At 66.4% G+C, this 22,160-nt stretch carries 13 protein-coding genes; 7 read left to right on the top strand and 6 right to left on the bottom strand.

The window, feature by feature from the left end:
• Window positions 1-8: 8 nt before the first annotated feature.
• The 5 genes from O3305_RS06655 to O3305_RS06635 all read right to left on the bottom strand — a co-directional run bounded on the left by O3305_RS06655 (window position 9) and on the right by O3305_RS06635 (window position 11,005).
• On the bottom strand, window positions 9-1,424 hold the full coding sequence (locus O3305_RS06655) for a ComEC/Rec2 family competence protein (RefSeq protein WP_269575685.1): 1,416 nt from the start codon (window positions 1,422-1,424) through the stop codon (window positions 9-11).
• Window positions 1,421-5,206, bottom strand: coding sequence for a hypothetical protein (locus O3305_RS06650; RefSeq protein ID WP_269575684.1), 3,786 nt, complete (start codon window positions 5,204-5,206; stop codon window positions 1,421-1,423). The genes O3305_RS06655 and O3305_RS06650 overlap by 4 nt, the downstream gene beginning before the upstream one ends.
• Complete coding sequence (locus O3305_RS06645) at window positions 5,203-8,409, bottom strand: fibronectin type III domain-containing protein (protein ID WP_269575683.1); 3,207 nt, start codon at window positions 8,407-8,409, stop codon at window positions 5,203-5,205. Before O3305_RS06645 ends, O3305_RS06650 begins: the two co-directional genes overlap by 4 nt.
• 74 nt (window positions 8,410-8,483) lie before the next feature.
• A complete protein-coding gene (locus O3305_RS06640; protein ID WP_269575682.1) occupies window positions 8,484-10,265 on the bottom strand; it encodes a Hint domain-containing protein in 1,782 nt (593 codons plus the stop codon).
• A 515-nt stretch (window positions 10,266-10,780) separates the two neighbouring features.
• Entirely contained in the window at window positions 10,781-11,005 is a 225-nt protein-coding gene (locus O3305_RS06635; RefSeq protein ID WP_269575681.1) for a helix-turn-helix transcriptional regulator, read from the bottom strand.
• 404 nt (window positions 11,006-11,409) lie between these two features.
• Between O3305_RS06635 and O3305_RS06630 the strand changes: the two genes are divergently transcribed.
• Window positions 11,410-12,570 carry a GGDEF domain-containing protein gene (locus O3305_RS06630; protein WP_269575680.1) on the top strand — a complete coding sequence of 387 codons (1,161 nt, stop codon included), beginning with the start codon at window positions 11,410-11,412 and terminating at the stop codon, window positions 12,568-12,570.
• A 28-nt stretch (window positions 12,571-12,598) separates the two neighbouring features.
• Here O3305_RS06630 and O3305_RS06625 read toward each other — a convergent pair whose 3' ends face one another.
• Window positions 12,599-13,480 carry a metallophosphoesterase gene (locus O3305_RS06625; protein WP_269575679.1) on the bottom strand — a complete coding sequence of 294 codons (882 nt, stop codon included), beginning with the start codon at window positions 13,478-13,480 and terminating at the stop codon, window positions 12,599-12,601.
• Window positions 13,481-13,673: 193 nt separating this feature from the next.
• On the opposite strand from O3305_RS06625, the gene O3305_RS06620 reads away from it, so the two are divergent.
• From O3305_RS06620 to O3305_RS06595, 6 genes are all read left to right on the top strand, one after another.
• Window positions 13,674-14,210, top strand: a complete 537-nt coding sequence (locus O3305_RS06620; RefSeq protein ID WP_269575678.1) for an RNA polymerase sigma factor — start codon at window positions 13,674-13,676, stop codon at window positions 14,208-14,210.
• Window positions 14,207-15,160, top strand: a complete 954-nt coding sequence (locus O3305_RS06615; RefSeq protein WP_269575677.1) for a FecR family protein — start codon at window positions 14,207-14,209, stop codon at window positions 15,158-15,160. Before O3305_RS06620 ends, O3305_RS06615 begins: the two co-directional genes overlap by 4 nt.
• Before the next feature lie 116 nt (window positions 15,161-15,276).
• Window positions 15,277-18,243 (top strand): TonB-dependent receptor, encoded by a 2,967-nt coding sequence (locus O3305_RS06610; protein ID WP_269575676.1) that lies wholly within the window; start codon window positions 15,277-15,279, stop codon window positions 18,241-18,243.
• Window positions 18,244-18,429: 186 nt separating this feature from the next.
• A complete protein-coding gene (gene dgcN / locus O3305_RS06605) occupies window positions 18,430-19,467 on the top strand; it encodes an N-acetyltransferase DgcN (protein ID WP_269575675.1) in 1,038 nt (345 codons plus the stop codon).
• A complete protein-coding gene (gene dgcA / locus O3305_RS06600; protein ID WP_269575674.1) occupies window positions 19,425-20,414 on the top strand; it encodes an N-acetyl-D-Glu racemase DgcA in 990 nt (329 codons plus the stop codon). The genes dgcN and dgcA overlap by 43 nt, the downstream gene beginning before the upstream one ends.
• A gap of 64 nt (window positions 20,415-20,478) precedes the next feature.
• Window positions 20,479-22,089, top strand: coding sequence for an N-acyl-D-amino-acid deacylase family protein (locus tag O3305_RS06595; protein WP_269575673.1), 1,611 nt, complete (start codon window positions 20,479-20,481; stop codon window positions 22,087-22,089).
• Window positions 22,090-22,160: the final 71 nt, after the last annotated feature.

Below are 22,160 nucleotides of genomic sequence, written 5' to 3'. Positions count from 1 at the left end.
CTCCCCGATCAATCAGGCCGCACGCGCCGCGTGGGCGCGCGCCGGCGCGACGAGGCGGCGGCGTTTCCGGCAGAAGGGCGCGGCGCGTGAACACGCGGCTCGGGATCGGCGGCGCGAAGCTGGGGCTGGGCGGGGGACCCCAGCGGCAGCGGGGTCTCGAACCATTGTACCGGACTGCGGGGGATCGGGAAGTCGGCTTCCTGGCGGATCGCGAACATATCCTGGGTCACCATGTCGATGACGTCCTCGTCTTCCTCCTCCTCGACTGCGTCGATCTGGTCGTGAAGGTCGATTTCGCTGAGCGCCGGCGCGGATAGCAGTCCCGGAATGCCCGCTTCGAACAACTGGCGGCCGGTTCCCGCCGTGGTTGGCGTTAGGCTGAAGATCCAGTTGCAGGACTGCACGGGGGAGGTGAGGTTGAGAACCGTCGTGTATTTATTCGCCTTGACGTCCCGGCGGAGCATGAACTTGGTGGTGTAGACCACAAGCGGATGCGGCTCGAACTGCGCCACTTGTTCAGTGAATTTGCCGAACGTCGTCAGGATGATCTCATGCGGATGCTTATGGGTGTTCTCGAAACCTGCACTCGCAAAGATCTGATAGGGCTGGGTGTAGTCGGTGAACCATATGAGGTTCGACAGGCCGCCGGCGCGCTTGCCCTGATAGATGGTGCGGTATGCGCCATGGTGGGGAACCGAAGTCGCATAGCTGTACGCAAGCGGGTTCTGCGGCCAGTTGGCCATCATGTTCTTGAATGCGCCCAGCGTTTCCCAGGTTGCGTCGCCGGGTAAGGTGAACGCGTATCGACCGATCTGCAGCATCACCATTGCCGATGAGCAGTTCCGAACGATGTCCAGCTTCATCTTCTTGCCGGTGGTCTTGCTGACCTTGCCAGTGTCCTTCGAGGCGACGTTGGTTACAAGCATCAGCACTTGCATGTCGCCGACCCAGGTGACCGGCTCGATGCGGTCCGCTATCTGAAAGCTGCTGAACATCGTCTGCCACCAGCGCCAGTTTCGCGCCCGGTTGAAGAATGCCTGCACGCCCTCTTCCGAGCTTTCCAGCCATTCGGTGCCACAGGCCAGCATCCGCTCGACGAGCACGTCCAGCTTCTCCGCGATGATGCGCTCATTGAGCTCGCTGAGCAGCGACCAGTGATCATTGTCCTGATGGCTGATGAGCAGCAGTTCGATCGTTGGCCGTCGTCCGGCTTTTTGCTGCATCTTCAATTGCTCGATGATGAAATGCACCGGCGGTGTCACGCCCAGCGCCTTCTTGCTTTCGCCCAGCCCGCCGGCGCCCAGGTCGAACAGGCACAGCCAGTCGGCGGCGGTCGTAGCAGGATCGGCGGCTTCGTCCCGGAAGACCCGGACCATGTGCGCCATGCCCTGGCCGCACCACAGTGCGTCGAGGATCACCTTCATCGGCCGTCCTCCGTCGGACGCTCGCCGCGGGCCGGCCGCGCGTTCCGGAGCAGGGTGCCCAGCTGCGGCACGGCTTTCTGCTTCTCTTCCTTTCCGCTGTCATAGGCAGCGTACCAGCCGAGCTTGGTGTTCGAATTCTGGTCGGGATTGCCGAAGAGCGTGATGTCATTCTTGCCGGGCGGGAAGGACAGGCCAAGCACGTGCAGACCGAAGTCACGCAACCGCATCAGGTACTGGCGGCGGCCGTCACCATCGTCATAGGTGCTGAACTGGATTGTGCGGAAACCGATATCGAGGATGCCCTGAAGCGGCAGGGTGACACCCAGCGCCTTCTCAACCCCGGGCAGCGCAACACCGAAATAATCGGCGCGCGGCACGCCGGGGGCATTTGACGGGCTCCAGGCTGCCAGCAGCTGGACCTTGAGCCCCACCGATCCGGCAAGCGCGCCCAGCGTCCCGAGATCGACCTCATAGACGAGCCCGTACCAGGGCTGGGTGAGCTTGCCCTGCTGCAGCGGTGCCGAGATCGAGACGAAGCCGTCATCCTCCGGAGTCCGGCTGGAGGGGGCGGTGCCGGTAACCTGGGGATCGCTGGTGCCGACCAGCCCCGTCAACCGCATCGGGAAGCGCGCGATCAGCGAATTGAGCCGAGGTACACTGTTGGCGGCGTCGAGGGTGATCGCGCTCTCGGCGATCGAGAAGGCCACCGCCGTCGGATTCGAGAGCGAGAAGCGCATCGTGATCGCGTAGTTGGAATAGAGCAGCCCGGTCGACACCGGGACATCGGGCTCCGCTTCGTCCGTGGCGGGACCCCAGCAATAGGGATCGAAATTGGCCGGCTCGGCGAAGCGGAGCCTGCCGGAGAGCTGGAACGCCGCGGTGACAGTGGTGTCACCGCCGGCCGGGTCCGCGGCGCGCACGGTGACCAGGCGTGCGGTTTCGACGCCGACTTCGCGAAGGGTGCTGAGCCCCAACTCGAACGCGCCGGCGCTGCGGAGCGCGAACAGGAAGGTGTCGCGGGACTGCCCGGAGGCATCGCGCTCGGTCTGGTAGACGCCGTCGAGGATGAGGTTGTTGCCATGCTCGCTCGGCCACAGCCGCGTGCGCGCGCCGAAGAGCCGGTTGGCCATAAGCTGGGCCGAGCTCGAGAAGCTCGATAGCTTTCCGTTCTCGAAGCCGACAGTGAGCTGCTGGACGCGGAACGCGAAACTGATGTCGCTGGCGAAATACTGGTCCTCGGGGTTCTGATAGTCGATCAGCCCGAAGCTCGACGTCACGTCGAAGTCGATCGCTCCACCCTCCGACGTGAAGGAGGTGGCGGTCAGGCCGAGATGATGCGCGTAGAAATTCTTCGGATCGATGCCTGCGGCCAGCGGCTGGAGCGGTTCCGGGAGGCTGTCGAGCGGCGATTCCACCGACAGGGCGAGCACGCCCGCCCAGTCCGGATCGTCAATGACATCGATAAAGCGCGCATAGGGCGAGGCGAGGCTCTTGGCCCGCGCGACAGCATCGCCCTCTCGTGCGGATCGGATGATTGCCTGGATATCGTCGCGGGCACTCGATGCTAGGCCATCGACCGATGAGGCCTCCGGCCAACCCCAGGCCGCTGTGTCCGCGACCAGTTCGGCGAGCGAGCGTCCGTTGACAAACTTGAAGATCAGCCGGGCGTTGTTGGATACGCTGCGATCGGGCGCCAGCCAGTTGCGCGGGCTCATCCGGAACAGCCAATCGCCAATCTTGGGCGAGAGCAGCCCGGCAAAGCGCTGGAACACGCGCTTCTGCTCGGTCGTAATCGTGCTGACAGCGCCCACCAGCATCGCATCGAAATCGGTTTCGGTCGGATACACGCGGTAGCCGGCGCGTGCCGCTGCTTGGGCCACCGCGTTATAGACGTCCAGCGGCACGCCTTTGGCGGGGGGGAGCGCCTTGATTAGGCTCAGCGAGGCGCGCGTGAGCTGATAGGCGACCGAGGCGCTGGCCATCACCGCGTCCGGGTCGCCGAGCACCATGAAGAGACGATTGCTGAGCAATGCCTGGCGGAAAGCACCGTCGACGGCGGTGAAGCGCAGGTCAGGCAGGCCGTCCTCGCCCGTCCCGGTATTGCCGATGGCCAGCCAGGACCAGGGCACGCCGTCTCCCGCATAGCCGAGCGCGAGGCCCATCGGTGCCACGGCTGGAGTGACCGCGCCGTTCGCGGTCAACTCGGCCACGCTCGCCGCGAGGGCTTCGGGCGGCGCGGGAGCCCATTGCGTCCGCGTAGAAATCCCGATCTGTCTTCGCCGCTCCGGAGCAATGCCTCGCGCCTCGATCTCGGCGGCGAAATCGCTCTCCGCCGGATCGAGACCGGCATACCCAACCATCGGAAAGGCGGGGGAGGGGTCCGGGCTGGTCAGCGCCGCCGTCGCCATTTCGAGAAAGTTGAGAAAGCCGGCATCGCCGCCGGCATAGAAAGGGGCCTCCTCCGGCTGCGCATAATAGCGTGCCGCGGCGTGTCCGCCGACCCAGCACCAGGCGGTCGTGCCGAGCGCCGTGAGCGCGGGAGGCGCCGCCTCCTCCTCCTCCTCCTCCCGGGCGGCGAGGCGTGCGACCCTGGTCTGGTCGGTGGCCGGCGGCGCATAAGCCGGCTTGCCGCCGCGGAAGCTCAATATCGATCCGGTCGCGGCGGCGAGCCCGATATAGTCGAGCCCGCTGGTGCCGCACAAAAGCCGCTCCGCAGGCCCCGCGACGGCCTCGTCGCGGGTATTCGCGACCACCAGCGCCCCGTCCGTATTGGTCAGGACGATCTCGAAATCGCCATCGGGCGTCAGATAGAAGATGCTCGGCACGTCAGCCGGCATGCCTCCGGGCGCGCCCGTCACCAGCGGTTGCACCGCGAAGACGAACCCCGGAGGGGTCGCCGAGGCGAGGTTGCGCGTGGCCAGCGAAACGCCATAGCCCCGCGCGCTGATATAGCCGGTTCCGAAGGTTGGCGGTGCGCCGAGCGTGGCGTTGAACGGCAGCAGCGCCAGCCGGGTCCGGGCAGAATCCAGCGGCGCGAGAGGGTCGAGGCAGCAATAGAGCGTCAGTGCCTCGCGCTGGCGCAGCGCCTCGATCCTGAGGACATGGACGGCGCCGGGATCTGTGGCATCGGGGCCGAAGAAGCGCAGGCCCGCGCCAAGTGCGGAGAGGCCGGCCCCGGTACCCCCTTCCGCCGGCCCCCCCAGCGCGAGCCTCCAGGCCAGGCATCCGACCTGGCCGGTGCCATAGCCAAAGCCCGCGCGGCCGCCCGCTGCGCTCGTCAGCGCGTCGGGGGTGGCGAACACGAGGCAAGGATCGCCCTGCACCTGGAATCCCCAGCCGCTAAAGCCTTCGTCATATTCGCCGATCGTGACGCGTCCGCCCGCGGCGATCTGCGTGCGGACCCCGCCGGCAACGAAGGCAGCGCCCGCGGCGATCAGCGTTTCGTCGCCGCGCCGGTCCATGTCCATCGCGGTGCCTCGCCACGCGCTGACGTCAGCAGCCGCTGTGCCGGCGATCCAGAGCGCCCGCGGCCCGCGCGGCGTCGGCAGCAGCGAGAGATACGCGGCTAGTGCCGCCGCGAAGGCGATATCGTCCTCTGGCGCGGCATCGAGCCAGAACCAGAGGCCGCGCATGTCGGTCCAGCTCTGCGTCAACGTCACGCTGTTGCCGAAGGCCACGGCGCCCGAGGGCTGGAAACCCGCATGCCGGTCGCCATTCTCCAGCCAATAGATCGCTGGAGCCGAGCCGGATTGGGCAAAGCCAGGCTCGGGCGTGCCGGTCACGCCGCGCGGCCGCCGAGGCGGACGCGGTCGCCCCCGAGTAGCGGCAGCGCGAGCAGCGCCGTGTTGCCCGCAGGGGCCCAATCGACCCGGAGCGGCATGCCGCTGCCCGCATCATAGCTGCTGGGCGACCCTACCAGCGCCGCGCCGATTCCCCGCGTTACCTCGATTCCGGTGAGCGGCAGCCCGACCGGCGACGGTTCCATCGCCCGCCCCGCGAGCATGTCGCCCAGCGTGCTGCCCAACGGCACCAGCTGCTCGATATCGTTTAGGAACACCCGTAGCTCGGGAACCAGCGTGGTGCGGCCGCGGAAATAGAGCGTGCCGACTCTTGGCCCGGCCGGATTGCCGGCCCGCAGGTTACGCGTCGCGGCCTCAAGATCGGACAGCTTCGATGCGGCGAGCAGCACCGCATTGAACTCGGGATAGGGGGTGCCGATCTCGTTGGTGCCGGGGAAGGTCGGGGGATAGACGAGGCGGAGGAAGGGCCGCTGCAGGTTCGCATAGCCGCTGTCGATCAGGCCGCCGGCCCCGGCCTGCTTCCGGTTGGTGATCACCGGCTCCGACACGCTCGTGCCGCCCGTTGCCATGAGCCGGGCGATAAAGGCATCAAGCCCCGTCAGCGTGGTGGCCCCGCCCGCGGAGCGAACGATCGGATAGCGGGCGACCGCGGTGGTGATGAAGCCGTTGAGCTCAGCCTGGTTGGGCGTCGCGGCGCCCATCGTCTGATAGCTCTCATATTCGACGCGCAGGACCATGCCCGGTGTGAGATCGGCATACCCGCTCGCGCCAGTGAAACCATAGCCGTAGAGCATCGTCTCCGCGAAGCTCTGCGGCATCGCGCGGGAGATCGCCTGCTGGACCGTCTGCAGGCCGAGCGCAGTGGCACTCGCGTCGGAAAGCTGTGTGAGGAATGCCGTATAGGCTTGGAGCAGATCGGCGCGGATCGGGTCCGCGGTGAAAGTCCAGGGCAGCGCATCGGCTACGCCGTCGATCGTCAGCACATAGCTGTACGGCGCCGTCCCGGCCGTCAGCGCGAAAGGCGCGGTGGCAGGCAGGGTGCCTTGCGGAGCTGTAGTGAAGATTTGCGGCAGCCCGATCGCAATCGGATGTGCAGCCATCCCCGGCGCGATCGCCGGAAGCAGCGCGGCGGTGTTGCCCGTGACGAAGCTGGGATAGAGACCCGCGCCGAAGATCGGTGCGCTGGCTGCGGGGCCGGTCGCGCCGCCGGCCAGCGCCTGCACGGCGAGGCTATAGGCTTTGGCCGGATCATAGCCGAGCGCGAGCGACGCCGAAGCCTCGGCGCTGAACCAGGGCTGGCCGCTCTCGGCACCGTCGAGCAACAGGACGGCGCGATAGCCGGTGGCACCTGCGACAGGCGCCCAGTGCGCCGCGAGGCGAGCGCCGTCATAGCCGATTGTGAGCGCGGCGGGCGCTGCCGTGACGATCTCCGCCAACGCACTCGACGGCCCGGTGAGCACCGGCGGGCCGCTGACCGTCGCCAGTACCTGAAAGCGGTAAAGCGCGCCGGGGCCGAGTACTCCCGCCGGCACGGTGTAGCTTGGGGCTGCCGAGTCGGCTTGGTGGATGAGCGTGGCGCCGTCGTAAATGGCAATCTTGTAGCCGGTGGGAGACGGGCCGCTGGCAGGCGCTTGCCAGCTCAGAACGCATTGCGTTCCGGTCGAGGTCCATGCTGCCTTAGGCTGGCCAGGTGCGATCGTGATCGGGGTGACGGCGGCGCTGGCAGGGCCTGTCACCGGCCCGGCGACGCCCGATACCGCGAAGCTCGATCCGGCGACGGCGGGCAGCGATCCGCTGGTGCCGCCAGCCAGCGTGCTCGTGACTTCGGCACCGCCTGACATGGCGCTCAATCGATAGCCAGTTAGCCCCGCGTCCGGGATCGCGCCCCAGCCGAGCGTGGCCATCCCGGCCTGATCGACCGTCACCGAAGCGATCACCGGAAGGCTCGTCACCAGCGGCAGCCCGCCGCTTACGGGCTCGCCGGCACCCGGATACGCGCTCGCGCCGGTCCATGGGCCGATGTTCATCCCGCTGGCCTGCGCACCATATAGCAGATAAGCCGCGCCGATCCGCGCCTGCGGGATCGGCAGCCGGGTCTTGAAGCCGGCCATGAGCGGGGTGGTCACGGTTACGGTGGCACCTTCGATCGGTACGGTGGCGGCGATGCGTGAGGCAGTCGCCGCTGCCCCAGGGCCCTCGAAGGGGGTCAGGACAACGTCGATGACGCGATCGGCACCCTGTGCGGTTACCGTGGCGCTAAGGCCTTGGGGTTGCAGCAGGTTCAAGGGAGTCGCCACGCCAAGAGGGCCGGTGGCGATGCCCGCGATTGCCGACGACTGGGCCACCGCCACCTCGAAGACGGACGCGAGATTGAGCGGATAGGCCAAGCTCACATTGGCGGTGCAGGTCGTGAAGCCGTCCCTGCTTTGCCAACTGCCCGTGAAGGGCGCGGTGGTGAGGAGCGTGGTGCCGTGCGATCGCAGCGCGGCGATGAACGAAGTCTGCCCAACCTGCTCGCCGGCAAGCTGGATCGCGACCTGCAGGTCGATCGCAGTCGGCTGGGTCGCGGGACCTTTCATGCCCAGCACCGTCACGCCGGCAATCGTCGTGGTCGCGTGATAGACCGTCGCCGGGTCGCTCTGGGGCCCGCTCGAAATGTCGAACTGCGGCGTCACATAGACGGTCCAGTCGCCGCTGCCGCCTCGCAGATTGGCGCCGACGATCATGGTGCCGAACCCGCTGGTATCCGAAACCGTCGCCTGCGCGCCTGCCGGACTGAGGAGCAGGATCTGCGCCGATCCTGCGGGCGTGAGCGAGGCGGGCGGGCTCCAGCCCACTTGCAGCGTCACGCCATCGAACAAGGTGGCAACCGCCGTCACCGGAGCGAACAACAGCGGCGCCTTGTTGCTGATCACGCCGGGAAAGCCCGTCGCCTCGGCCTGGACCGAGTAGCTGTCGGTCGCGGCGTTCATGGCCTGCGTCGCCGTCCAGGTCGCGCCATTGGGTCCGGCCATGCTGGTGGTGCCCGCAATCGTCGCCCCGGCATTGTTGGTAACGACGACCGAGTAGGGACCCTGATAGTCCTGAGGCTGCCAGACGATGTCGAAGACCGGATTGGTGCCCCCGCTCTGGCACTGCACCGCGGTGATGGTCGGAGCGGCCGGCGTGGCGGCGAGGCTGGACATCTGGACTATTCCCCAATTGGCGTGGCGACAGGGTTCGCCTGGGGCGGCAGCCGGATGGCCGCCGCCGGCCGGATTCAGGCGTGCAGCTGCTCGATCGGGACGAGGCCCTCGGCGATCCGGCTGCTGTTGAGGATGTCGAGCCGCCATTCCGGCCCGTGCGTGACGAAGGGGCTGGGGCCGGCGCGCATCGCCGCGCGCTCGTTGAGGACGCCCTGCATCCGGTTATCGCCAACCAGGATGCCGCCCGCTTCGAAGGCCGTGATCGCATCGTTGTCGATATCGGCGAGGGTTTCGGCGTCATCGGGCAGCAGGTCGAGATTGATGACGGCACCGTCGTAGGAGACCCACTCCACCGCGACGAGAGGCTCGGGGCCGTGCTCGGTGGTGACCGTCATGCCGACGGCCAGATCGCTGGCCGCCACCACGCCGTCGGCGGTCGGCACCGGATGGCCTTCGGTTAGCAGCGCCTCGGCGCCTGACGCCGTCGCGATCCGGCAAAGCGGCTTGCCTTCATGGCCGCGCCACACTTCGGCGATGCGCAGACCGCGGCCGGGTCCGGCCACGCGCTCGCCGGCGCACAACGTCTCGATCGCGCGCCGCTGCCCGTCGGCCATCCGCACGAGCGTGCCGGTCGCGACGCACCCCCATACGAACTTGATCGGCGCCACGGTGCCAAGGTTCGTCGGTGGTGTGCCGATGCCCTGAGCGACGCTGGTAACGCGGAGCGTGGCCGTGCCCGTCGGCTGGACAGCGAAGCTCAAGGTGAAGTCGAGATCGACGATGTCGCCCTGATCCCAGGGCGCGCCCTGCAGCCAGTCGGGGCCGATCGCCCACGTGACCGCATTGCCGCTGCCCTTGCAGGCCTGCGGGATGTTGGCGGAGGGGAAAGCCAGCGTCGCGCCGCCGCCGGTGCCCGACCGACGCACCAGGACGCAGGATCCGCGGAACGCGGGATTGGCGGCAACGGAATAGCCCGCGATAAGCGTCGCGCTGCCGGAAACCTGCAGCCCGACGATCGGCTTCGATCCCTGATTGCCATATTGATAGTAATAGTCGCAGTCCGCCACTTGGTCGGGCGTCCGGTTCAGGCCGACCTTGACGAAATCCCGATCGGGATGGCTATTATGGTTCGGATCGGTCGGGCTCACCTTGGCGATCGGCGTGGCCAGTTCGGAGGATTGGGCGGCTTGGGCAGCATCGGACGCTCCGGCGCCGGGCGGGCCGACCAGCGGCACGGTCGCCGAAACCTGCCTCGGCTGGGTGGAGCCGGCTTCCAGATATTGGACGGTGAGCACGGCGTACACGTCTTCCGCGCGCGAAGTCTGCGGCAGGATGCCGTTCAGATTGGTGATCTGTGTGCTCAGGTTGAACTGGGTCGGCACCGTGATCAAGCCGAGCACCCCGCCTGTACCCTGATCGACAAACTTCATCGTCGAGGTCATCGATGATGCCATATAGGGGAGCGTCACCACGCCCTGGGCGACCAATCGGACGCCATCCCCCTCGAGCCCGACATAGCTGATATTGACAAGCGGATGCCAGGCGTCGGTTGCGGGATCCTCCATCTCCAGCAGCGTGGCAGGCGTGGGCCCGCCCTGCGCCTCGTGCGCCTGACGTGACAGCTCGACGAGGTTGCGGGTCGAGGGGAAATAACGCTCGAGGAATTCCTCCCCGCCGAACTGATCGAGCACAAAACCGCGATGTTCCGCACGCGACATGTCGAGGCTCAGCACGCCGTATGGCGTCGCCATGCTCTCAGCGATGACGCCGCGCATTGCCTCGGACTGCTCCGACGTAAGTGTCGGAAGCGTGCGCCCGTAGATGTCGGAAGCCGGATCGGTCGGCGTCGTGCTCATCAGAATATTCCCCCGATTGCGAATGGTCAAAAGGACACGCGTCCACGCGCCGTGTTTCACGCGGAGACTTGATCGAAATTACGAGAATCAATGAATTAGCTGACTTGTTCTCGGCCTAGGCCAGTCCGAGCCGACTGTTCAATCTGAATTAGGCGCATTTTGAATGTAATGAGGAATGCGGATCTCAGGGATGCGTGGACGCCACGACTGATTGGCACCTGCTGCCACACAATGGCACATGAAATGCAACCGTGAAATTCGTAGAAGCGGCCAAAGCTTGGACGTCCCCCAGCAGCCTGGCAAGTGAGGCGGCGTGTCACGACGGTCTACCCGCTCTCCCTCACAAGCAGACAGGCCAGATGTGCCGATTTCAGCCGCGAAGCTTAGGCTTTTGAGCGTCGCCGTTTTTCTAGTACAGCAATTTCTGAATTCTCGTTTAGAGACCTTATGCTAGTCGGTCCAAATCTTGGATTCTCTATTGTTCCGTTTTTGGCTTCAGAGCAGCGCCCAGAAGCTTATTCCCGCTTGCCGTTTACGCGGTTGGAGGCGTCGCCGAACTCCGAGGGCGAAGCCATCCAACGAAGTATCGCGGACAGTCGCCAACCGACAGCCCTTACTCCGATGCGCTCTTGAAGAGGGAAGCGACCTTCAGCCATCATTCTATAGATCGCTGCGCGGGAGCGGCCGGTTTTATCGATCACCGCTTTGATCCGCAGGAACTTGTCGTCAGCGTCATTCATGCAAACCGATCCAGTCGGCCTGCCCGCGGTCGTAATGATGCATGCCGGCGGCTTTCTTGGCAAGCCGCTCGGTCGCCAAGAGGAGTCGGAGCGGGGGGCTTTGAGCGCAGGAAAAGGGGTCGATTCGGCCTGGATCGCTTGTTAAAAATGGCGCCGCTTGGTATTTCTCTAGGTCAGAAATTCCATGCTTCGAGAGATGGTGGTCCCTTGTTGGGTACCGCCGAAAAATGGAGCCCGAATATGCCTTATTATCAAGGTGTTAAGGGCGTGATTTGGCGGACTCCCTCTCCGCCACCTACCACCAGTTTTTTGCGGAATTGCGCCCGCGAATCGCTCCATGGGGCAACCCGGCGTTTACCGCTTGCCCCTAGATCCCCGGCTCTCCCTCGCCATCCGGGCCGCTCGTGACAAACTTCGCCTTCTTCCTGCCGGTCATGTTCAGCACCTTCGCGCTGCTGTTCCTCGCCATTTCGCGCCTCGGTCCCGCCGCGGCCCCTTTATGGGCAGCGGGTTTCGGCTGTGCGGCGCTGGGATTCTGGGCTCCGGCGGTCGACCAGCTATTGCCGTCCCCGGCCTGGCCGCTCCTCGCCGATACCCTCTTCGCCTGTGCATTCCTCGCCTATAGCGAAGCTCTCCTGGTGCGTTGGCGCGCCCGCTGGCTCCTGCGTTTGCGCCTGTTCATCGCCGTCGGGGCGGTCCTGGGTTGTGGCGTCGCCATATTGCTGCAGGTGCCACTGCTGGAGCTTGCGGTTTCGGACGCGGCCTCCTTCGTCCTGATTGCGCTGCCGCTCGTGGCGGCGCTCCCGCATCTTCGCAATCGCCTGGACCAAGCGCTCGCCCTGGCCGCGCTGCTCGTCGCGTTCGACGGCCTCAGCCGTCTCGCCACCTTGCTGGTCACGCGAGGCTCCGGTGCCTTTCTCGACAGCGTCTATTTCTTCCTGATGCAGGCGTTCGCGAGTGTATTCGGGCTATTCCTGGGCCTCGCCGCGCTTGCCGGCTGCATGTCCGAACTCATCGCCCGCTATCGCCGCGAAGCCGAACTCGATCCGCTCACCCAATCGCTCAACCGGCGCGGTTTCGATCGGGCGAGCGTCGGCGCCCATGATCGCAAGGGTGCGGTGATCAGTTGTGACATCGACTGGTTCAAGGCGGTCAACGACCGTTTCGGACATCAAAGCGGCGACCAGGTGATCAGCGCATTCGCCCGTGTCATCATGGCGCATATGCCCGAGGAGGCGCGGGTCGCCAGGTTTGGCGGAGAAGAGTTTGTCATCTATCTCCCGGGCGCGGACCTGGCGAAGGCGATCGGCTGCGCGGAGACGATCCGCCAGGCGTTTGCCGCCACCGGTGCCGAGGCCGCGAGGATCGACCACGCCCTGACCGCAAGCTTCGGCGCTTCGGCGATCCTGGCCGACGATGGGAGCATTTATGATGCCCTGAACCGTGCGGATCGCGCGCTGTACGATGCCAAGAACAAGGGGCGTAACCAGGTCTGTGCGGCAAGTTTCCTCCGCCCGATCGCCGCTCGTCCGGTCGGCGATGGCCTGGCGCGTGGGATCGGCTGAGGAATAGCGGCCGCCCTTCGGCGCAGCGTCAATCCGGGCGGATCTTCAGCGTCATGTTCTGCTGCCGCCCGGTACCGTGCAGCTCCACGCGATCCTTGAAGAAGTCGAGCCGGGCATAGCTGGTCTCGGGCGTGTCGAGCATCGCCTTCATGTTCACATAATGTATGCCGGCGCGCTCGCCGTAATTGCCGTCGTGATTATGCCCGTCGAGCCAGACCTTGGCCGAGGGATGCCGCTCCAGCAGCGCGATCACCGCGGGCGCGTTCCACAGATTGTGCTTGTTCTCGGGGTAGACCGGAAAATGGCTGAAGATCATCACCTTCAGGTGGCGCTTGTCGGCACGGCCGAGCTCGGCGTCCATCCAGGCCATCTGCTCGCCGCCGATCGCGCCGTCCCATAGCGGCTTGTCGGCATAGAGCGCCGTATGCGCGGCCATGCTGCGCTTGTGCTCGGGGCTCCCGGCCGGCCAGGCATAGCTGCTCAGATCGTTGCCGTCGGTGACGAGGAACAGCCAGCCCTCGCGCTCGAAGCTGTAATAGCGCTTCTTCATGCCCAGCTTGGCCGGCACCTGCAGCTTGTACGCGTCATCGACCGAGAACTCGTGGTTGCCCAGCACATAATGGACCGGGTGGCGCAACTTGGCGGCCACCGGCAGTAGCGCGTCATAGCTCGCCCAGTCCTTGTCGATGAAGTCGCCGAGATGGACAACGAAGGCGAGCTTCTGGCGGTTGAAATCCTCCACCGCAGCGGCAAGCTTGCCCGGAGAGGTGTGATACATGCGCTGGCTGCTGTCGGGCGCGTCGGCATATTGCGCGTCGGCGATAGCGCCGATGCTGAACGCCGGCGTCTCTTCGCGCGGCGCAGGACCCGCGCCAATTGCCGCCAGCGCCAGCAGGATCGTCCACCGCATCACATTTTCCTTTCGTCCGATTCGCAGGGGCTTAGGCGCGACAGGTTGCAGTTTTAAGCAGCCGGGCCGGGGCGGTTGTCATGCGAGCTTCACGGAGCGTGCCTAGCGCTGAAGCAATGAGCGGGGCGATTCTCAGGCAGGGGAGAAGCGGCATGACGGCGCCGGCGCGGTCTTGCTTCAAGGGTGTGGCGCGGTGAACGAGTTCACTGCCATCGCCGCGCGCCGCCACGCCGCGGCCGAGGATGCCGCGCTGCGCGCCGCGCTCCACCGCTTCGTCCAGGGCCGCCTGCGCGACCGGGACGAGGGCGAGGACATCGTCCAGGAAACCTATGTCCGCCTCTACGACTATCGCCGCACCAGGGGCGTCGCCGATGTGGGCGCCTTCTGCTTCGCAGTGGCGCGCAACCTGGTGTTCGATCATTTCCGCCGCCGCCAGGCGATGCCCGCCAGCGCCGAGCTCGCAGAGGATATTGTTTGCCCGATGCCTCGCGCGGAGGAAGTGCTCGACTATCGCCAGCGCGTCGACATTCTCGTCGCGGCATTGAAGGTGATGCCGGTGCTCCGCCGCGAAGTGTTCCTCCGCCGCCGGCTCGACGGGATCGCCTGTGCGACAATCGCCCAGGATCTCGACATGAGCCTGGCCGCGGTCGAGAAGCATTGCACCCGCGCCGTCGCCGACCTGCGCGCCGCGCTCGAACGCCGCGGCCTGCCGGCGGGAGCTGCCCGGTGAGTCGCCGCGCCGCCCTGAAAGATGCCGCCCGCTGGGCGATGCGCGAGGATGACGCGGTCCTGCGCGAGGCGCCGCCGGCTGCTGCGCCCGATATCCAGGCTATGCTTGACGACCCGGCGCTTGCCGATGCCATGGGCCAGGTGCCCCGGCTGTCGGACGGCGACATCCTGGCGATGCGTGCCAATAGGCGCCGTGCGCTGGGGGCGGGTGGGGCGCTTGCGCTGGTTGCGGCGATCGGTGTCGGCGGCTGGCAGGCGGGCTGGTACCGTCCGGCCGCTCCTTCGCCGCTCCACTATGAGACCGCGCGCGGCCAGCAGCTCGATGTCGAGCTGGCCGATGGCTCGAAGCTTCATCTGAACGGCGAGACCAGCCTCGACGTGACGCTGGGCGACAAGGCGCGCAGCGTCGCGATGCAGCGGGGCGAGGCCTATTTCGACATCGCTCACCGCCCCGACAAGCCCTTTACCGTGGTGGCGGACGGCTCGGCGACGCGCGTGCTCGGCACGGCCTTCGACATCGATATCGCGAGCGGCGGCGGCGTGCGCATCGCCGTCTATCGCGGCAAGGTCCGCTTCGGCGGCGCGGCGGCGGGCAAGGACGGCGCGGTGATCGTCGAGGCCGGCTGGCGCACCCGTTTCGCCGATGGCAAGGCGCGGGCGCCGACCCGCTTCGACGCGACGCAGCAGGATTGGCGTCAGGGCTGGCTCGATGTCGATAATATGAAGCTCGGCGAACTGGTCGATGCGCTCAACCGGCGGGGTGGTCCGCCGATCGCGCCTCCGCCGGGAGCGTTGGCATCGGTCGCAGTTGCCGGGCGTTTCCGCGTCGATAATCCGCATCAACTGCTCGACGCGATGGGCGCGGCTTACGGCTTCGACGTGGTCCGCAAGGGCGAGGAACTGCACCTCGTTCCCACCGCCAGAAGTGACACAAAAACGTCAGATCAATGACGCTGCACTGCAATAAAATTCTTTTGTCCGGAAGCTGATCCACCCCCGTCTTCCCCCGAGGCGCGCATCGCGCCCGAGCGGAGGAACACATGGATCGTATCAGGGGAATCTCACTCATGGCTGTGGCTGTCACGCTCGCCATGCCGGCAATGGCCCAGGCCCACGGCGCCGAAGCATCGATGAGCGCACAGATGCGCTTTGATATCGGTGCATCGGACCTGCGCAGCGCCATCTCGCAATTCTCGCAGGCGACCGGCCTGCAGGTCGTGGTCGCGCCGAACGCGGTCGCCGGCCGCCGCACCGGGGGCGTGCGCGGTGCGCTGACCGTTCGCGCTGCGCTCGACCAACTGCTGCGCGGCACCAACCTGACCGCTTCGGTGCGTGGCGGCGTGGTCGTGCTCACCCCGTCGCGCGCAGCGCCGGCGCCGCGCCGCACCACCCGCGTTGCCGCCGCTGCCCCGGTTGCCCGCCCGCTGCCCCAGGCCGCCGCGCAGGAGCCCGAAGTTCAGGAAGAGTCGCAGATCGTCGTCTCGGGCTATCGTGAGAGTCTCAACGCCGCGCAGGACCTGAAGCGCAAGGCCGTCGGTGCCGAGGACGACATCGTCGCATCCGATATCGCTGCCTTTCCTGACCTGAACCTCGCCGAAGCGCTGCAGCGCGTGCCCGGCATCACCATCACCCGCGACAGCGGCGAAGGCCGCCAGATCGCGCTGCGCGGCCTGGGTGCGGACTTCACCCGCACCCAGCTCAACGGCATGGAAGTGATGGGCAACACGGCCTCGGGCATGGACAATCGCGGCGCGGTCAGCCGTTCGCGCTCGTTCGACTACAGCTTGTTCGCCTCGGAACTGTTCAACCGCGTCGCGGTGCAGAAGTCGTTCGCGGCCGAGCAGGACGAGGGCGGCATCGCCGGCACCGTGCAACTCTACAGCGCCAAGCCGTTCGATTATGCCGGCTCCAAGTTCGTCGTCTCGGCCAAGGGCCAGACGAACACCAACACCAGCGGCATCACCCCGCGCCTGGTCGGCCTCGCTTCGGTCCGTTCGGGTGATTTCGGCGCGCTGGTCTCGGTTGCCTACAGCCAGATCAAGAACAACGAATATGGCTATCGCAACTGGGGCTGGGGCCTGACCAAGTACGGCACCGCCAATATCGGCCCGGAAGTGGATGCCGCGACCCGCACCAAGCTGCTCGCCGGCGTCTACCAGCCGACCGCCCAGTCGCCCTCGACCTGGTATAATGACCGCCGTCGCCTCGGAATCACCTCGTCGGTCCAGTATCATCCGGGCGACAATTTCAAGCTGGACGTCGACTTCCTGTACGGCCGCCTGTGGGACTATCGCGACGATTATGCGCTGGCGACCGCGGGCAGCAATCCGCTGACCGGCTCGAGCGTCACCGGCACCCAGGTGATCCGCAGCGCGGTGATCGACGACAGTAACACGCTGCGCGCCGCCAGCTTCACCGGCATCGATCTCCGCTCGGAGCATCACATCGTCAAGAACCACACCGATTTCTATCAGGGCGTGGCGAACCTCAGCTGGAAGCTTGGCGATCGCCTGACCATCCACGCGCTCGGCGGCTATGAGGAATCGGACTTCGCCCAGCCGGTGTTCGACAAGGTGTTCATGGAGGCCAAGCAGACGGCCTTCAGCTACGACACTCGCCCGCGAATCCCGGTCAACACTTATGGCATCGACCTGACCAACCCCGATCTCTGGACCGTCCAGCGCCTGGACGTGCAGGAGAACAAGATCGTCAACCGCTATACCAACGCCAAGCTGGATGCGGCGTATGAGCTGAACGACGCGCTCACCTTCAAGGCCGGTGGCGCCTACAAGCACTTCACCAACAGCGGCTACACCTGGGTGAACAAGGTGTTCCACAACGTGCCGGCGAACATCGTCGTGCCGAACAGCGTGAAGCAGCTCGTCGGGCCGGACACGCTGCTCCAGTACATCGTCGGCAATGTCGACGGCGTCTATGCCGCGGTCGGCGACAAGCGTGACCTGACCGCCGCCAATCTCCAGGCGGGCAGCGACTTCGATGTCGACGAGAAGAGCTATAACGGCTTCGCCCAGTTCGATCTCGATACCCATCTCGGCGACATGCGCCTGCGCGCCAATGCCGGCGTGCGCTACTACTCGACCGACCTGACCTCGTCCGGGCACCTTGCCACCGGCGCAGGCTTCGTGCCGGTCGTCATCGAGACCAACAGCAAGGGCTGGCTGCCCTCGGCCAATGTCGCGCTCGACGTGACTCGCAACCTGGTGGTGCGCGTCAGTGCCAGCCGCAACGTCAATCGTCCGGGCCTGGGCGACCTGGCGGCGGCGGGATCGATCACCACGCGTCCGAACGGCGGCAGCCTCAGCCTCGGCAACCCGTTCCTCAAGCCCTACAAGGCAACTTCGGTCGAGGGCTCGATCGAATGGTATATGGACCGCTCGGGCTTCGCCTCGATCGGCTTCTTCTACAAGAACATGGACAGCTTCATCTCGCCATCGACGGTGACGATGCCCTATGGCCAGACCGGCCTGCCGCTGTCGCTGCTGATCCAGGGCCAGGATGCCAACACCCCCTATGACGTGAGCCAGCCGATCAACGGCCCGGGCGCGGACATCAAGGGTATCGAAGTCGCGTTCCAGCACGACTTCACCTTCCTGCCGGGCCCGCTCAAGCATCTCGGCGTGACGGCCAACGGCACCTGGTTCGACGGTCACCAGCAGGGCAAGGTCGGCAACACCTTCGTGCGCTTGCCGCTGTTCCAGCTCTCCAAATGGGCGGCGAACGCGACGCTCTATTATGAGGACAAGGACTTCGGCATCCGCGTGTCGGACGCCTATCGCAGCAAATACTACACCGGCCTCGGCACGGTCGGGAATGTCGGCGACTATATCGCCGCCACCCATAACATCGACTTCCAGGCCCATGTGAACCTGACCAAGGGCATCCGCCTGATCGCCGAGGGCATCAACCTCACCAACGAGCCGATCGAGCAGTTCGCCGGCGGGGAGATCGCGCGCCGCGTGGTCTACACCACCAGCGGGCGCACTTTCACCCTGGGCGTCAGCGCCGAGTTCTAAGCCGTTCCCCAAGCCTTCCGCCCCGGCGCAAGTCGGGGCGGATCTTTCCCGGCTCGTGTAAATCGCGTCAAAATGGTGACACCCGGTTTTCCATAACCAATGGTTATGTTGCAGCGCGGCTTTCCGACGTTGTGATATCGCCAGTTTCGGCAATCATGTGACTCGAACCACAGGTTGGGGTTTCCGATGATTGCCAGTCCCTATCTCCTGTACCTTGGCCACTCGCACGACGAAGTTGGCATCAAGACCTCGCGCGGCCTGGCGGTGTTCCGCCCGAACGACTGCGTGGGGGAATTCCGGTACGACGATTGCCCGCTGACGCTGGAACTGCCACGCATGGGCTTTGCCGAGGCGGTTGCCGCCGGAGCGAAGACCCTGGTGCTCGGCATCGCCAATGCCGGCGGCCGGATGGGCGCCGATCTGGTGGCCGATGCGATCGCCGCGATCGAGGCGGGGCTCGACGTCGCCTCGGGCCTGCATCACAGGCTGCGCGACGAACCTTCGATCGTCGCGGCAGCGGCGAAGCATGGCCGCAAGCTCCACGATGTCCGCGATCCCAAGCCTGGCATTCCGGTCGGCAACGGCAGGAAGCGCGCAGGCAAGCGCCTGCTCACCGTCGGCACCGATTGCTCGGTCGGCAAGATGTACGCCACGCTCTGCCTTGAGCAGGGCATGCGCGCTCGCGGCATGACCGCCGATTTCCGTGCCACCGGCCAGACCGGCATTCTCATCGCCGGCAGCGGCGTGCCGCTCGACGCGGTGATCGCGGACTTCATCTCAGGCGCGATCGAAGAGATTTCCCCGGCGCGCGACGATGACGGCTGGGACCTGATCGAGGGGCAGGGCTCACTCTTCCACCCGAGCTTCGCCGGGGTCTCGACCGGGTTGCTCCACGGCGCCCAGCCCGCGGCCCTCGTGCTCTGCCACGATCCGGTGCGCCCGCACATGCGCGGCCTGCCGCACTATCCGGTGCCGGGTCTCAAGGAGACGCTGGAGGCCAATCTCGCGGTCGCCCGGCTCACCAGCCCCGATGTCCAGGCAGTCGGCGTCGCGCTCAACACGTCCAAGCTCTCCCGCGCCGAAGCCGGGCGGCTCTGCGCCGAGACGGCCGATGCGCTCGGCCTGCCCTGTACCGACCCCTTCGCCATGGGTGTGGATCCCATCATCGACAGGATCAATGCATGCTTCGAACCCTCGCCGCGCGTAGCGACGCTTTCGCTCTAGCCACCCCCTTCCGCATCTCGCGGGGGGTGAAGACGGTCGCCGATGTGGTGACCGTCTCGGTATCGGCCGAGGGTGTTACCGGGCGCGGGGAGGGGGTTCCCTATCCGCGCTACGGGGAGTCGATCGAAGGCGCGCTGGCGGAGATCGAGGCCGTGCGCGGCGCGATCGAAGCGGGCATCTCGCGTGAGGAGCTGCTGGTCGCGATGCCGGCCGGCGCCGCCCGCAACGCCGTCGATTGCGCGCTCTGGGATCTGGAAGCCAAGCTCGCAGGGCGCAGCGTCACCGAACTGCTCGGCCTGCCGTCGCTCGGCGCCACGCCGACGGCGATGACCGTCAGCCTCGATACGCCTGATGCGATGGCAGCCGCCGCGGGCAAGCTGGCGGATGTGCCGCTCATCAAGATCAAGGTCGATCGAAGCGATCCAGAGGCGCAGATCCGCCGGGTGCGCGAGATGGCGCCGGCGCCGCGCGTGATCGTCGATCCCAATGAAAGCTGGACGATTGCCGAGATCGAGCGCCTGCAGCCGATGCTGGTCGATCTGCGCATCGATCTGCTCGAACAGCCTTTGCCGGCGGGCGAGGACGATGCGCTCGAAGGCTTCAACCCGCTGATCCCGATCGCTGCCGACGAGTCCGCGCACATCGCCGACGATGCCGCCGCGCTCGCCAGCAAATATCAGGTCATCAACATCAAGCTCGACAAGACCGGCGGCCTCACCGGCGCGCTGGCGCTTGCGGACGCGGCGGCAGCGGCGGGGCTGGGTGTGATGACCGGCAGCATGATCTCGACCTCGCTGTCGATCGCGCCGGCATTGGTGATCGCCGCGCGCTCGAGCTTCGTCGATCTCGATGGACCGTTATGGCTGGCGGAAGACCGGCCGGGCGGGGTGCTTGGCAAAGGCGGCGTGCTCTCGCCGCCGTCGCCGGGCTTCTGGGGAGCGCCATAACCGAAAGCCATAACCAAACAGGGAGTCGCGGCACATGGTTCGGGGACATAGACTGAAGATTGGAATGGCGGCGGGCATCACGCTGGTCGCCGCCGCCGGCGTCGCTCTCGCGCAGGGAGGTAGCCCGGAACCCGCCGCCGACCTGATCCTGCGCGGCGGCACCGTCTATCCGGGCAATGCCGCGCCGTTCAAAGGCGATGTCGCGATCCGCGGCGATCGCATCGTCTATGTCGGGCCCAAGGCACCGGGCACGGCGACGAAGATCATCGACGCCACCGGCATGATCGTTGCCCCCGGCTTCATCGACACGCATACCCATGTGAATGGCGCGCTCGCCTCGGGCGATCCCGCCGCGCGGCTGGTGATGCCGTTCCTCACCCAGGGCGTGACCACCGCGTTCATCGGCGTGGACGGCGGCGGCGATCCCGATGTCGCCCGCACCTTCGGGCGCGACAGCGGCGCAAAGGGCGGCGAGGGCGAAGCGGCGCTCGGCCAGTCGAGTCGCGATTATGGCATCAACTTCGCCACCTATGTCGGGCTGGGCGCCGTCCGGCTGAAGGTGATCGGCCCGGACGATCGCGCGCCGACGCCGGAAGAACTGGCGAAGATGCAGGGCCTCGTCTCCAGCGCGATGTGCCAAGGCGCGCTAGGCCTCTCCACCGGCCTGTTCTACGCGCCGCAGAGCTTCGCCAAGCGCGACGAGGTGGTCGCGCTGGCAAAGGCGGCGGCGGAGAAGGGTGGCATCTATGACAGCCATCTGCGCGACGAATCCTCCTACACGATCGGCCTCAAGGGCGCGGTTGCCGAGGCGATCGAGATCGGCCGTGAGGCCGGCATCCCGGTCCATATCGCGCACATCAAGGCGCTCGGCGTCGATGTGCAGGGCCAGGCTCAGGCGATCATCGACCAGATCGAGGCGGCGCAGAAGGCCGGGCAGATGATTCATGCCGACCAATATCCCTGGTCGGCATCGGGCACCGGACTTTCCGCCGCGCTCATCCCGCGCTGGGCGCAGAATGGTGGTCGGCGGGCGTTGCTGGAGCGATTCGAAAACCCCTCCGTGATGGCGAAGATGCGGCCCGAAATCGCCGACAACCTGCGCCGCCGCGGCGGCCCCGCATCGCTGCTCATCACTTCCGGCCCCGCAGACGCCGAAGGCAAGACGCTCGAGCAGATCGCCAAGGCCCGGGGTATCGACCCGATCGACGCGGCCATCGCGATCCTCAAGCAGCGCGAAGCCGGCGTCGCCTCGTTCAACCAGAGCGAGGCGGACATCGCCGCCTTCATGAACCGGCCCTGGGTCGTCACCAGCTCCGACGCCTCGCAGGGCCACCCGCGCTACTACGCCTCGTTCGCCCGCAAATATGCGAATTACGTCCGCGACAAACAAGTGATCGACCTGCGCGCGTTCATCGACCGCAGCACCGCCGTCACCGCCGACATGTTCAGCCTCGACGGCCGCGGGCACCTGAAAGCCGGCGCCTTTGCCGACGTGATCATGTTCGATCCCGCCCGCTTCGCGCCGCGCGCCGATTACATCCATCCCGCGCTGTTCTCCACCGGCATGCGCACGGTGGTCGTCAACGGCGTGATCGCAATCGAGAATGGCGAACCGACCGGCGCCGCCGGCGGCCGCCCGCTACCCCGCCAGCCGAAACCGGGGAGCTGTCGATAGGAGGCCAATAAGGACCGCAGGACGGGGCCGATGCGGTGCAGCCGGGGCAACCGGCGCACGGGAGGCATCAA

The organism is Sphingomonas sp. NIBR02145, assembly GCF_027359115.1.
GTDB lineage: Bacteria > Pseudomonadota > Alphaproteobacteria > Sphingomonadales > Sphingomonadaceae > Sphingomonas > Sphingomonas kyeonggiensis_A.
The sequence above is the reverse complement of the archived record's forward strand: the minus strand, read 5'-3'. Positions and strand labels throughout refer to the sequence as shown.

Coding starts and splice junctions, on each gene's coding strand:
- O3305_RS06640 (WP_269575682.1), bottom strand. CDS start 10,265: ATGAGCACGACGCCGACCGATCCGGCTTCCGACATCTACGGGCGCACG.
- dgcA (WP_269575674.1), top strand. CDS start 19,425: ATGCTTCGAACCCTCGCCGCGCGTAGCGACGCTTTCGCTCTAGCCACC.
- dgcN (WP_269575675.1), top strand. CDS start 18,430: ATGATTGCCAGTCCCTATCTCCTGTACCTTGGCCACTCGCACGACGAA.
- O3305_RS06610 (WP_269575676.1), top strand. CDS start 15,277: ATGGCTGTGGCTGTCACGCTCGCCATGCCGGCAATGGCCCAGGCCCAC.
- O3305_RS06595 (WP_269575673.1), top strand. CDS start 20,479: ATGGCGGCGGGCATCACGCTGGTCGCCGCCGCCGGCGTCGCTCTCGCG.
- O3305_RS06625 (WP_269575679.1), bottom strand. CDS start 13,480: ATGCGGTGGACGATCCTGCTGGCGCTGGCGGCAATTGGCGCGGGTCCT.
- O3305_RS06655 (WP_269575685.1), bottom strand. CDS start 1,424: ATGAAGGTGATCCTCGACGCACTGTGGTGCGGCCAGGGCATGGCGCAC.
- O3305_RS06635 (WP_269575681.1), bottom strand. CDS start 11,005: ATGAATGACGCTGACGACAAGTTCCTGCGGATCAAAGCGGTGATCGAT.
- O3305_RS06645 (WP_269575683.1), bottom strand. CDS start 8,409: ATGTCCAGCCTCGCCGCCACGCCGGCCGCTCCGACCATCACCGCGGTG.